Here is a 12,241-nt window from a genome sequence, read left to right on the forward strand (position 1 = left end):
GGAACGTCCAGCGACGGAAGAGTCACGGGCGCGAGAGCCACACCCCGCGCATCCTTCCGGACGCTGGGTTCCTTCGACTTGACCGCCGTGGCGCCGGGTGCTATCAAAGCAGGAGGTCGCCGATTCCAGCACCCAGTCGACCGGAGGCATCCATGGGCATCATCCGGGTCCTGAGTCCCGTCGCCGAGAGCAAGGTGAGCCAGAGCGCGCCGCTCCCGCTGCCGGCGGGCCTGGCGGGCAAGACGATCGGGTTCCTCGACAACACCAAGACCAACTTCGACCTCCTCACGCGGCAGATGGAGGCGCTCCTCCGGGACCGGCACGGGCTTGCGCGGGCCGTCTACCGGAAGAAGGCGAACGCCGCCACGCCGGCCTCGCCCGAGGTGCTGGCGGCCCTGGCCGGCGTGGACCTCGTCCTCACCGGCTCGGCCGACTGAGGGGCCTGCACGTCGTGGAGTCTCCACGACGCGGTGGCCCTCGCGCGGGCCGGCACGCCGGCCGCCGTCATCACCACCACCGCCTTCGAGGCGCTCGCGCACCACGAGGCGTACACGCTCGGGATGGAGGCCCTGCCGTTCCTGGTGATCGAGCACCCGCTCGGCGGTGAGCCGCCCGAGCGCGTGGCCGAGAAGGCGGCGCGCGCCGTGGCCCAGCTCGCGGCCCGGCTCGGCCAGTGATCAGGCGTGAACGGGTCGCCCTCGCGTCCCACGGCCCGATGAAGGCGGTGGGGGGGTCCGGGGGCGGAGCGCCGCCGCTCCCCCCCAGGCTCGACTGAGACCGGCCGGCTTCGCCCCGATGCCGCCTCTCGCCTCCGAGCTCATCGAGCTCGAGGACTCGCTGGAGGCCGTCCAGGCCCACTTCCTCGAGCGCGGCTGGACGGACGGGCTCCCGATCGTCCCGCCCACGCCCGAGCGGGTCGCGGCCATGCTGGGCGGGATCGCGGCCGAGCCCGACCTCGTCCTCGGCAAGATCCCGCCCCTGTGGGGCGAGGCCACCCTCGAGAAGGTCGCCATCAACGCCGTCATGGCGGGATGCCGGCCGGCCGCCCTGCCGGTCCTCGTGGCCGCGCTCGAGGCGATGATCGAGCCGCCATTCAACCTCTACGGCGTGCAGGCGACGACCCACCCCGTGGCCCCCCTGCTCATCGTCAACGGCCCCGCCGCCGCGCGGCTCGGCATGCACGCGGGCTCCGGGCTCTTCGGCCCCGGCAGCTCCGCCAACCCGACACTCGGTCGCGCCCTGCGCCTGTGCCTCTGGAACCTCGGCGGCGGCCGGCCGGGCGCGGGCGACATGGCCACTCAGGGCAGCCCCGCGAAGTACAGTTACGCCATCGCCGAACGCGAGGAGGCGAGCCCCTGGGGTCCGCTCCACGCGAGCCTCGGCTTCGACCCGGACCAGAGCGTCGTGACGGTCTTCGGGGGTGAGGGCCCGCACAACGTCAACGATCACGTGAGCCAGCGGGCGGCGAATCTCCTCGGCGTCATCGCCGACACGGCATCCACGCTCGGGTCGAATGTCGGCTGGTACCTCACGCAGAGCCAGCTCCTCGTCGTCCTGGGGCCCGAGCACGCGGCGACGATCGCGGCTGACGGCTTCTCGCGGGTGGACGTCCAGCGCTACCTCTACGAGCATGCGCGGCGATCGCTCCGCCGACTCCGCCTCGGTGGGATGTGGGGCATTCAGGACTGGCCGGCCTGGATGGCCACCGTCGACGACGAGGCCCGGCTGCCGATCGTGCCGGGACCCGACGACATCCTGATCATGGTGGCTGGCGGGCCCGGCAAGCATTCGGCGGTGGTGCCGAACTGCTGCTTTTCCCGTGCCGTGAGTCGCCCCGTCACGCGGTGGCCGAACGGCTGAGGCCCCGTGGCTCGTGGCGGGGCGCGCTTGCGCCGCCGGCGGGGGCGTGGTAGGAGGTAGAGCATGGCCAAGCCCAAGGCCGCCGCCTTCGACCTGACGTGCCCCTCCTGTCGGGCGATCCTGACCATCGATCCCGAGGTCAAGGCCGTGCTGCAGCACTCGCCGCCGCCCCGGACCGGTCCTGCCTCGAGCCTCGACAAGGCCATGGAGGCCCTCAGGGGCGAGCAGGGCCGGCGCGAGGCGCGCTTCCGCGAGGCGGCCGAGGCCGAGAAGAGCAAGGAGCAGGTCCTCACCCGAAAGTTCGAGGCCGGCCTCAAGCGCGCGAAGGACTCGCCTCCGCCCGGCCCTCGTCCCATCGACCTCGACTGAGGTTGCCGGCCCGGGACCTCGCGGCGGGGTCGGGCGGGCGATGAGCGCCGCGCGTGATTCCGATCTCCTAGAGGGCGTTCTCCCCGGCGTCAGCCGGTCGTTCGCGCTGTCGCTGCGGATCCTCCCCGCGCCCCTGCGGGCCCCGCTCGGGATCACCTACCTTCTCGCGCGCGCCGCCGACACCGTGGCCGACACACGCGCGCTGCCGCCGGCCGAGCGGCGCCGCCAGATCGAGGCGCTCCGGACCGCCCTCCGGGCCGGCGACGGGACGGGCCTGACCGGGGTGGCCGGCCGCGTCACGCCCGACCATCCCGCGGCGGAGCGCGCGCTGCTCGAGCGCCTCCCCGCGGTCCTCGCCGCGTACCGCGCCTTCCCGGCCGAGGACCGGACGCGCAGCCAGGCTCTCCTCTTCACGCTCACGCAGGCGATGCTCGATGCCCTCGACCGGTTCCCATCCGAAGCCGAGGGGCGCGTGGGCGCCCTCGAGAGCCGGGCCGACCTCGAGCGCTATACCTACATGAATGCGGGATGTGTGGGCGAGTTCTGGACCGACATGGTGGTGGCCCACCGGCCGCGGTGCGCGCGCTGGAACATCCCGCTCATGCGCTCGCGCGGCGTGCGCTTCGGCCAGGGACTCCAGCTGACCAACGTCCTGCGGGACCTGCCGCGGGACCTCCGGATCGGGCGGTGCTACCTCCCGCGCGCGGAGCTGGCCACGCTCGGCCTGGCTCCCCCGGATCTCCTCGACCCGGCGGCGATCGGGCGCCTCCGGCCCCTCCTCCGCGCGCTCATCGCGCACGCTCGCGCCGATCTCGAGGAGGGCCTCCTCTACACGCTGGCCGTGCCCCGGCGCGAGCTCCGCCTCCGCCTGGCCTCGGTCTGGCCCCTCTTGATCGGCCTCGCCACCCTCGCGCGGATCGCGCGCGCGGACGACCTGCTCCGCGCCGAGGTGACCGTCAAGGTCCCGCGGCCCGAGGTCCGGCGGCTCCTCGCCGTCTCGGCGGCCCTCGTCCCCTCCAACGCGGGCCTCCGCGCCTATGCCCGCCGCCTGGCCGCCCGAGTTCCGCAGAGCTAGTCAGCTCGCCATCACCGTGCGGTCCCGGGCCCAGTCGCGGAGCGCCTCGACGTCCTCGGCCCGCGTCACCGACAGGGGCTTGGTGCCCTTGAGCTCCCGGACCACCAGACCGGTCTCGAGCTCGCTTCCCTGGGAGAACGCGGTATAGAGGGCCGAGACGACGCCCGCCTCGATCTCGGCCCCGCTGAAGCCCTCGGAGGCGTCGGCGAGGGCGTCGAGGTCGAACCCGGACGGGTCGCGCTTGCGCTTCGCCAGGTGGACGGCGAAGATCTCCTTCCGCTCCTCGCGGCTCGGCAGGTCGAGGAAGAAGATCTCGTCGAAGCGCCCCTTCCGCAGGAGTTCGGGAGGCAGCTGGGCGATCTGGTTGCAGGTGGCGACCACGAAGACGGGCGCGGCCCGGTCCTGGAGCCAGCCGAGGAGGCGACCGAAGATTCGGCGGGACAGCCCGGCGTCGCCCTCGGCGTCCGCCACGTAGGCGAAGCCTTTCTCGATCTCGTCGACCATCAGGACACAGGGCGCCAGGCGCTCGGCCAGCTGAAGGGCGCGCTCGAGCCGCTTCTCCGACTCCCCGACGTACTTGTCGTAGAGGCGCCCCGGCTCCATCCGGAGGAGCGGCACACCCCACTCCTTGGCCACGGCCTTGGCGGCCAGGCTCTTTCCACAGCCCTGGACGCCCAGCAGAAGAATCCCTTTGGGTGCCGGGACCCCGAACTGCTTGGCCTCCCGGGAGAAGGCCTTCCGGCGCTTCTGGAGCCACGTCTTGAGGTTCCCGAGGCCGCCGATCTGGGCGAGCCCTTCCTCGTGGGGGAAGTACTCGATGATGCCTTCGCGGTCGAACAGGGCCTTCTTGGCCTCGATGATCCGGTCGAGGTCCTTGAGCGTGAGGGCGAGGTCGTCGAGGATCACCCGGGTGAGAACCCGCTCCGCCTCGAAGAGGGTGAAGCCGCGCAGGGTGTCCACGAGACGCTCGCGCTCCTCGGCCCCGAGCTCGATGCGAATCCGGTGCTGGCGCGACAGGTCCTCGATGACGCGGTCGGCGAGCCGCCGAAGCTCCTCGGCCGTCGGGAGCTCCAGCTTCACCACGGCGACGAGCTTCTCGAGCTCGGGCGGCGGGACGACCTGGGGAGCGGACAGGATGAGGGCGCGGCGCGCTTTGGCGAAGGCCCGGGCCAGGTCCTGGAGCTTGCGGACGACCTCCGCCTCGCCCCAGTGCCGGTCCAGGCCCTTGAAGAGGTAGACGCCCTCGGCCCTCATGGAGATCAGGTTGCCGAGGGCCATGGCGGGACGCTGGGTGTCGTACAGCGGCGTCTCGGACCCGTGGCGCCGGAGACCCTCGGTGACGGTCCAGACGAAGAAGGGGAGGGCGAGCTTCGTCGTGATCGCGCGCAGCGCCTCCTCGACGCGCTCCTCTTCGTAGGTCTCCACGGCGATGATCGGGGAGCGAGAGTTGATGAGGAGCTCGAGATCCTTCAGGACGTCCACGGGATCGCCGTTTCGGCCGTCCGTCCCCTACCAGGGATCGGGGGGCGGCGACAGCGCCAGCAGCGCCATGGGGTCGACGCGCGCCCCTCCGAGCGATACCCCGAGGTGGAGGTGAGGCCCGGTCGCGCGACCGGTGGCGCCCACGCTCCCGATCCGCTGTCCGCGAGCGACGTCCTCGACGGGGCGGACGCGGGTGTCGTCCAGATGGAAGTAGAGCGTGAAGAGGCCGAGGCCGTGGTCCAGCACCACCAGCCGGCCCGCGAAGAAGTGTTCGGCCACCAGCGCGACCCGGCCGGCGTTCGCGGCCAGGACCGGCGTCCCGCGTGGGGCGGCCCAGTCGTAGCCCGTGTGCGGGCTCCGAGGCTGGTCGTTGATGATGCGCCGGAGCCCGAACCCGCCCGTCGGGCGGCCTCCGTCGACCGGCACCCGGAACGGACCGCGCCAGAGCCGGGCCCCGGTCCCGGCCGCGAGGACGGCGTGGAGCTCGGCCTGCTCGCCCCGGACCCGGGCGAGGGTGGCCAGGTCCAGGTCGACCTGGCCCCGCGGCAGCACGAGCCGCTGCGTCGGGAAGGTCCGAGCGAGGAGCAGCACGGAGCCGGCGGCGACGAGCTCTCGGTCGCCGTCGCTCCGGGCGTGGCTGAGGCGCCAGGCGATGGGCCCCGCCGGGCGGTCGAGGTCGATGCCGACCAGGGCCGCCACTCCATCCGGTACGGGGAAGAACGACAGGGGGTGACCGTCCCACTCGCCCCCGAGCTGGGGAGGGACGTCGCTGGCCCGGATCAGGACGACATCGCCCGGATACGGGGTGGCCGGCGTGACGGTGACCCGGACCCGCGGGTCGGCGCCGGTCGCGGTCGCGCCGACCAGGAGGCCCAGGAGCGCGCCCGCCAGCAGGCGAGCGCTCAGGCTCCCTAACAAGACCCCCGAGATGTTACCCTCGCGCTCGTGCGCGATCGCCACGCCGCTGGATGTTCCGCTTCGAGCGGCGGCTTGGCCGCCGCAACCCCGTCCCCGGGGGAGGGCCCGGAGGGGGCCGTCGCGGCCCCCTCCGGTTGAGCTCAGGCGACCCGTCACTCGCGGATCGGGCCGGGGGGCTGCTGGCGCAGGAAGCGCTCGATCTCCGCGACGAGGTCCTGCGCGCTCGGCAGCTCCCCGGCGGGCTGCTCCTCGGGCAGCTCTTCCTGGTCCTTGGCCTCGAGCTTCTTGACGTAGTTCGCGACCTTGCGGTTCTGCGCGAGGACCTCGGCGAGCTGCGCGTCGAACTGCGTGGCCGCCTCTTCCAGCTCCTGCACCTCGAGCGGCCCGTCGAAGAGGCGGTTGACTCGCTGGAGCAGGGCGAGCGTCGCGCGCGGGTTTTCGACCGCCGAGATGTAGTGAGGGACGTTGGCCCACAGGCTGGCGGTGGCGAAGCCCGCGGCCCGCGCACTCGAAGAGAGCACCCCGACGATCCCGGTCGGGCCCTCGTAGCGCGTCGGGCGCACCCCCAGCAGCGTGGCCAGCTCGGGGTCGGTCGCGAAGCCGCTGAGGCGGACCGGGCGCGTGTGAGGGACCTCCGCCAGGAGCGCGCCGAGCGTCAGGACGAGCCCGACCTCGAGCTCGCGCGCCAGGTCGAGGACCGTCTGGCAGTACGTCTTCCAGCGCAGGTGAGGCTCGATGCCGACCCCGACGAGGAGGTCCCGGGCGAGCGCCTCCCGCGCACAGAGGGAGAACTCCGTCTCGGGCCACAGGATCTCCCGCTCGGTGCTGCCCGCTTTGAACCGGACCTGGGGCCGCGTGAGCCCGAAGTGGTAGAACTCCTCGGGATCGAGGCTTGCGAGCGGCTGCCCATCCCAGGCCTGCCGGAGGAACCGGGCAGCGTTGGTCGCCGCCTCGGCCGCGTCGTTCCAGCCGGCGAACGCCATCAGGAGGATCGGGCGCCGCAGCCGCCGCGGTCGGTCGTGGTAGCTGAGATATCCCATCATTCTATGGTAACACGACCCCGCCGACCCGCCCCCAGAGCCCGGCCCGTCACATACCTGCGCGGGGTGTGGTTCGCGCGCTCACCCTTGACCACCCGGCCACTGAATGTTCCGCTTCGAGCGGCGGCTTTTGCCGCCGCAACGGTTCTCGGAGGGGGTGTTCCGACACCCCCTCCGACTAAGCTCAGCCGGTCTGGACGGGGTTCCGGGGATCCTGCTCCCACTCGTACCACGAGCCGGCGAAGTTGCGGGCCCGGGGGTAGCCGAGGAGCTTGGCGCCGAAGAGCCCGATCGACGCCGAGACTCCCGCGTTGCAGTACGTGATGACGTCTCGGTCCGGCGTGATTCCCGCTTCCTCGAAGAGCGCGCGGAGCTCGGGCTCCCGGCGCCAGACCTTGTGCTCTCCCTCCATGAGCCGCCCCACTGACAGGTTCACCGAGCCCGGGATCCGGCCGACCGCCCGATCGCCGCGGCCGATCTCACCCCGGTACTCGACGGGACTCCGGCAGTCGACGACCACGGTGGCGGGATCCTCGAGGCGCGCGCGCACTTCGTCCGCGGCCGCGCGCCACTCGGGCCGGACCCGCGCGGTGAAGCGGGCCGGCGGATGCCGTGGCACCGCCGCCGTGACCGGGCGGCCCTCGGCGACCCACTTGGTCCACCCGCCGTCGAGCACGCGAACGGCCGGGTGGCCGTAGTAGTTGAGCGCCCACCAGAGCCGGGGGGCGATGTGGCCGTTGTCGTCGTAGGCGATGACCGTGTGTTCGTCGCCGACGCCGAGGCGGCCCATGAGGGCGGCGAACTGGTCGGCCTGGGCCACCGTCATCTTGACCGGCGCCGAGACATCCACGATGTCCTGAAGCCAATCCACGAAGACGGCGCCGGGAATGTGCGCCGCCTCATACGCCTCGCGGCTGGCGGCGTACCAGGGCCGGGGCGCCGTGGGCGGCTTGATGGTGCCGCGGATGTCCACGATCCGGACGGCCGGATCGTCGACGTGCGCGGCCAGCCAGTCCGTCTCGGCCAGGAGCGAGTCGCGAACGGCACCCATGGGCGGATTGTAGCCCTGGTCGGGCAGCGGGTCCAGCACCGACCGGCGCTCGGTATATACTGAACTTCCCGGTCCGAACCCCCATGCAGAAGGAGGCGGCGATGGCTCAAGTCACGTTCAAGGGGACTCCGCTCACGCTCGCCGGGTCCGAGGTCAAGCCCGGGGACCCCGCGCCCGACTTCACCGCGGTCGACACGAGCCTTCAGCCCGTCCGGCTCAGCGACGCCCGGGGCAAGGTGGTCGTCCTGAGCGCGGTCCCGTCCCTCGACACGCCGGTCTGCGACACCGAGACGCGACGCTTCAACGAAGAAGCCGCCAAGCTGGGCGAGAACGTCCTCGTCTGGACCATCAGCATGGACCTTCCGTTCGCCCAGAAGCGCTGGTGCGGCGCCGCCGGGATCACGCGCGTGAAGACGCTGTCGGACTTCCGGGAACGGAGCTTCGGCCAGCAGTACGGCACCCTGATCAAGGAGGGCGCCCTGGCCGGTCTCGAGGCGCGCGCCGTGTTCGTGGTCGGCAAGGACGGCCGCGTCAAGCACGTCGAGTACGTCAAGGAGGTCACCACCGAGCCGAACTACGAGGCCGCCCTCGCCGCCGCCCGGGCCGCCGCCGGGGCCAATTGACGCTCTTACCACAGGGGAGGACGCCATGCGCACGATGACGAGGGGGCTCGGAGTGGCCCTGTGCGCCCTGACGCTCGGGGCGGCCGGCAGCCTGGAGGCGGCCCAGCTCAGCTGGTGGAGCCACTGGGCGGTGGAGGACTCCAAGAAGGCGGTGCTCTTCGAAGCCAAGCGCCGGTTCGAGGCCAGGCACCCCGGCCATACGGTGGAGATCACCTTCTACGAGAAGAAGAACATGTGGCCGGCCCTCCGGGCGGCCTTCACGGCCGGCTCGGGCTTCCCGGACGTCTTCTACTACGACCAGGACGTCCCGGAGTTCATCGGGGCCGGCTGGCTGGCGGATCTGAGCCAGGGAATCCGCTGGGAGAACATCGAGCCGTACGGAAAGGCGTTCTGGACGCGGCCGGGCCCGGCCGGGAAGGTCGGGACGTGGGCCATCCCGGTGGAGGCCGCGTCGGACGAGCTCTACTACAACAAGAAGCTCTTCCGCGAGCTGGGGATCACGGTGCCCGCGAACTTCGCCTTCACCCAGGACGCCTTCAAGGAGGTCGTGGGCAAGTGCGCCAAGGCGGTGGGCGCCGCCTTCGCCACCGGCGCCGCCGACCGGGAGTGGGCGGCCATGTACATCCCCGATGCGCTGCTCCTCTCCAAGCTCGGGTACGCCGACGTGAAGCGGCTCTTCGCCGGTGAGATCTCGTGGAAGGACCCGCGAGTGGTCGAGGTCTTCCGGTACTACAAGGAGCTCGTCGACCTCGGGGCCTACGCGAAGACGCTCACCAGCATGACGCTGGCCGAGGCTCACCGCTACTTCCACACGGAGCAGAAGGCCTGCATGTTCCCGGTCGGGTCCTGGTACACCGGGCGCGCCTTCGTCCCGCCCGACAAGGGCGGCCAGCCGAAGGACTTCGAGCTGGGTCTCCTGAACAACCCGCTCATGAAGGACGGCAAGGGACACGGCGAGAAGTTCCTCGGAGTCGCCGGCTCGCTGGCGGTGGCCGCCAAGAGCCCGAACCTGCCGCTGGCGATCGAGGTCGCCAACGCCTTCGCCGACGTCGAGATCGGGAACATGTGGATGGCCCGGACCGGGATCCAGACCGGCATCAAGACCGACCCGGCGCGGATCGACAGCCCGATCAAGTGGTACTTCGACGAGTTCGCCAGGGTGAACAAGACCACCCGGTGGGTGGACCTCACCGCCCAGGCCGTGAAGGCCATCATGAAGCCGGGGCTGTGGGAGGTCTACGTGGCCACGGTCAACCAGGGACTGCCGAACAAGCTGATCGGGGCCGACGAGGCCCTGGCCAAGCTCGAAGAGGCGCGCCTCAAGGGCAAGTAAGGCCGCGCCGTTGGCGCGCGCCGAGGCGCTTCCGCGGATCCTGCCCCGGACGGCCACCCGCCGTCCGGGGCCCCGCCGGCCCTGGAGGGCGATCGCCCTCTTCGTCGGCCCGACCCTGGCCCTCTACCTCGCCGTCGTCGTCTACCCGATCCTCGTCACCTTCTACAACAGCTTCCACACGCTGCGCATGGATCTCGGCATGCAGTACGAGTTCGTGGGGCTCGAGCATTTCCGCGAGATCCTCGGGAGCGACGAGGTCTTCTGGAAGGCGGCCGGGAACTCGCTGACCTGGGGCCTGGTCGCCCCGCTGATCGACATCCCGCTGGCGTTCGTCCTGGCCCTCACGCTCTACGCCCGGGTGCCGTTCGCCAAGTTCTTCCGCACGGTGTGGTTCACGCCGGTCCTGATGTCCTACCCGGTCGTCGGCGTCATCTGGCTCTGGGTCTACAACTACGACTGGGGAATGGCGAACCTCCTCCTGCGAGCGGTCGGGCTCGGGGCGTATGCCCAGGCCTGGCTGGCGAGCCCGGCCACCGCCCTCCCCGCCCTCATCCTGGTCACCACCTGGATGTTCGCCGGGTTCAACATGGTCGTCCTGCTCGCGGCCATCCACGCGATCCCGGTCGAGTACCTCGAGGCGGCGCGGGTGGACGGGGCGAGCGGCTGGCGGCGCACGCTTCACATCATCGTGCCGCTCGTCCGGCCGACGCTCGTGAATCTGGCCATCCTCGACTTCATCGGCAAGATGAAGCAGTTCGCGCTGGTCTGGGTCATGACCCGCGGGGGGCCGATGTGGGGCACGGAGACGGTCGCGACGTACGTGATCAAGCGGGCCTTCGAGTGGAAGACACTCGACCTCGGCTACCCCTCGGCGATCGCGGTCCTGTGGTTCGCCATCATCTTCGGGCTCTCCTACGGCCTGACCCGACTGCTCCAGCGCCGGGAGGCGCTGCAGTTTTGACGACATGAGACGGCTCCGGCGCTGGCTGCTGCTCGTTCCGGTTCTCGCCTACACGGCATTCTCGGCGGGACCCTATCTGTGGACCGCGGCGATGTCGCTCCGGACCACCGACGAGATCTACCGGAGCCACTACGGCCTGCCGATCCCGGCCCACTGGGAGAAGTACCACGCGGCCTGGACGCAGTTCGGCTACGCGACCTACTTCCGCAACAGCGCGATCGTGTCGGTCGCCTCCGTCCTGATGGTCACCGTGCTGGGCGCGATGGCCGGCTTCGCCTTCGGGCGCTCCCGCTACGCCTTCCCGCTCCGGGAGCCGCTCTTCCTCCTGATCTTCCTCTCGCTCATGTTCCCGCCCCAGATCATGCTGCTCGCGCTCTTCCAGATCCTGGTCCAGTACCGGCTCTTCAACACGCTGACCGGGCTCGTCCTCGTCTACGTGGCGACCGAGCTGCCGCTGACGATCTACCTCCTGCGGGCGTTCTTCGCCCAGATTCCGCAAGAGCTGGAGGAGGCGGCTCGGATCGACGGATGCGGCGACTGGACGATGTTCTGGCGGGTGATGTTCCCGATGGCCTTGCCGGCGGTGGCGACCACCGTGATCCTGAACTTCATCTACTTCTGGAACGAGTTCCTCTACGCGGTCGTGTTCATCACGCAGCAGAGGATCCGGACGCTCCCGCTGGCCATCCAGTTCCTGGTGAGCGACCAGTACTTCGACATCGGCATGCTGGCGACCGGGCTCATGATCGCCACGCTGCCGGTGCTGGCGCTCTACGTCTTCCTCTCCGAGTGGTTCGTGAAGGGCATGACCGCGGGGGCGATCAAGGGGTAGACCTTCCGAGGGCTGGCCGGCGTCGCGCCGCGCGCCGCCGAGCGTAGCCGAGGAGCGGCCTGAGGTGGCCGCGGCGCTCGAGCGCGCGCTGCGCGCGTATCTCGCCCGGGTCGGGCGGCGCGCTACCGGCCGTTCCTGTCGGCGGGCGGGTCCCCCGGGTGAGGGCTACTGCACCACCCGGGGCGGCTTCGGCTCGTGTGGGAAGCTCAGGATGTCGGTCGTGTTGCACTGGTGGTCGGCGACCACGAAGTGCCAGTCCTTGGGGTTGAGGGGGGCCGCCGAGGTGTCGACCTCCAGCTGGTACACGCCGTTCGGGAAGTTCGCCTTGAGGTCGCGCATCCGGCGGGGCGGGTCCATGGCGTAGGCGCGGCCGGTGGCGGCATTGAACGCGAGGACCTGGGGACCGAGGTCGTTGTTCGGGTCTGTGACCTCCGCCTTGACGAAGCTCACCTTGCCCTGCTTGGCGTCCCAGGGGAAGACCCCGGCTTTCTTGATCACCGGATCGTTGGCACGCGTCGGCTCCGCCACCAGCACGACGTTGACCTCGAGCGTCTTGCCGGTGTCCACCTTCACCGCGTTTGGCGAGTAGACGTAGCCGCTCGAGTACACGTGGAGGCCGTACTGTCCGCCGCTCGCCAGCTCGATGCGGAAGCGGCCGTCCTGGCCGACCAGGGCGCCCCGGTCCCAGACGTTGTTG

General features: G+C 71.0%; 14 protein-coding genes. 9 read left to right on the top strand and 5 right to left on the bottom strand.

Features of this window, described 5'->3' with window-relative positions; translation table 11 throughout:
- Positions 1-152: 152 nt before the first annotated feature.
- The 5 genes from VGW35_17540 to VGW35_17560 all read left to right on the top strand — a co-directional run bounded on the left by VGW35_17540 (position 153) and on the right by VGW35_17560 (position 3,304).
- Positions 153-437, top strand: a complete 285-nt coding sequence (locus tag VGW35_17540; GenBank protein ID HEV8309467.1) for a hypothetical protein — start codon at positions 153-155, stop codon at positions 435-437.
- Between the two features lie 33 nt (positions 438-470).
- Positions 471-677, top strand: coding sequence for a hypothetical protein (locus VGW35_17545; GenBank protein ID HEV8309468.1), 207 nt, complete (start codon positions 471-473; stop codon positions 675-677).
- Between the two features lie 118 nt (positions 678-795).
- Positions 796-1,860 carry a hypothetical protein gene (locus tag VGW35_17550; protein HEV8309469.1) on the top strand — a complete coding sequence of 355 codons (1,065 nt, stop codon included), beginning with the start codon at positions 796-798 and terminating at the stop codon, positions 1,858-1,860.
- 63 nt (positions 1,861-1,923) lie between these two features.
- Positions 1,924-2,229, top strand: a complete 306-nt coding sequence (locus VGW35_17555) for a hypothetical protein (GenBank protein HEV8309470.1) — start codon at positions 1,924-1,926, stop codon at positions 2,227-2,229.
- Positions 2,230-2,269: 40 nt separating this feature from the next.
- On the top strand, positions 2,270-3,304 hold the full coding sequence (locus VGW35_17560; protein ID HEV8309471.1) for a squalene/phytoene synthase family protein: 1,035 nt from the start codon (positions 2,270-2,272) through the stop codon (positions 3,302-3,304).
- Here the strand turns inward: VGW35_17560 and VGW35_17565 are convergent, their stop codons facing one another.
- From VGW35_17565 to VGW35_17580, 4 genes are all read right to left on the bottom strand, one after another.
- Complete coding sequence (locus VGW35_17565) at positions 3,305-4,786, bottom strand: AAA family ATPase (GenBank protein ID HEV8309472.1); 1,482 nt, start codon at positions 4,784-4,786, stop codon at positions 3,305-3,307.
- Between the two features lie 27 nt (positions 4,787-4,813).
- On the bottom strand, positions 4,814-5,746 hold the full coding sequence (locus tag VGW35_17570) for a M23 family metallopeptidase (GenBank protein ID HEV8309473.1): 933 nt from the start codon (positions 5,744-5,746) through the stop codon (positions 4,814-4,816).
- A gap of 110 nt (positions 5,747-5,856) precedes the next feature.
- Positions 5,857-6,747, bottom strand: a complete 891-nt coding sequence (locus VGW35_17575) for a PAC2 family protein (GenBank protein ID HEV8309474.1) — start codon at positions 6,745-6,747, stop codon at positions 5,857-5,859.
- Between the two features lie 181 nt (positions 6,748-6,928).
- Positions 6,929-7,834 (bottom strand): sulfurtransferase, encoded by a 906-nt coding sequence (locus tag VGW35_17580; protein HEV8309475.1) that lies wholly within the window; start codon positions 7,832-7,834, stop codon positions 6,929-6,931.
- Positions 7,835-7,896: 62 nt separating this feature from the next.
- Between VGW35_17580 and tpx the strand changes: the two genes are divergently transcribed.
- Genes tpx through VGW35_17600 form a run of 4 tightly spaced genes read left to right on the top strand, consistent with a single transcriptional unit; the run spans position 7,897 to position 11,544 of the window.
- Positions 7,897-8,418 carry a thiol peroxidase gene (gene tpx / locus VGW35_17585; GenBank protein HEV8309476.1) on the top strand — a complete coding sequence of 174 codons (522 nt, stop codon included), beginning with the start codon at positions 7,897-7,899 and terminating at the stop codon, positions 8,416-8,418.
- Between the two features lie 25 nt (positions 8,419-8,443).
- A complete protein-coding gene (locus VGW35_17590; GenBank protein ID HEV8309477.1) occupies positions 8,444-9,751 on the top strand; it encodes an extracellular solute-binding protein in 1,308 nt (435 codons plus the stop codon).
- A gap of 10 nt (positions 9,752-9,761) precedes the next feature.
- Positions 9,762-10,712: a sugar ABC transporter permease gene (locus VGW35_17595; GenBank protein ID HEV8309478.1), complete on the top strand. Its 951-nt coding sequence runs from the start codon at positions 9,762-9,764 to the stop codon at positions 10,710-10,712.
- 4 nt (positions 10,713-10,716) lie between these two features.
- Positions 10,717-11,544: a carbohydrate ABC transporter permease gene (locus tag VGW35_17600; GenBank protein ID HEV8309479.1), complete on the top strand. Its 828-nt coding sequence runs from the start codon at positions 10,717-10,719 to the stop codon at positions 11,542-11,544.
- A 165-nt stretch (positions 11,545-11,709) separates the two neighbouring features.
- On the opposite strand, the gene VGW35_17605 is transcribed toward VGW35_17600, so the two are convergent.
- Positions 11,710-12,241: carboxypeptidase-like regulatory domain-containing protein (locus VGW35_17605; GenBank protein ID HEV8309480.1), on the bottom strand; the 532-nt coding region annotated here is incomplete at its 5' end.

This window comes from Candidatus Methylomirabilota bacterium (assembly GCA_036005065.1).
Classification (GTDB): domain Bacteria; phylum Methylomirabilota; class Methylomirabilia; order Rokubacteriales; family DASRDR01; genus DASYQW01.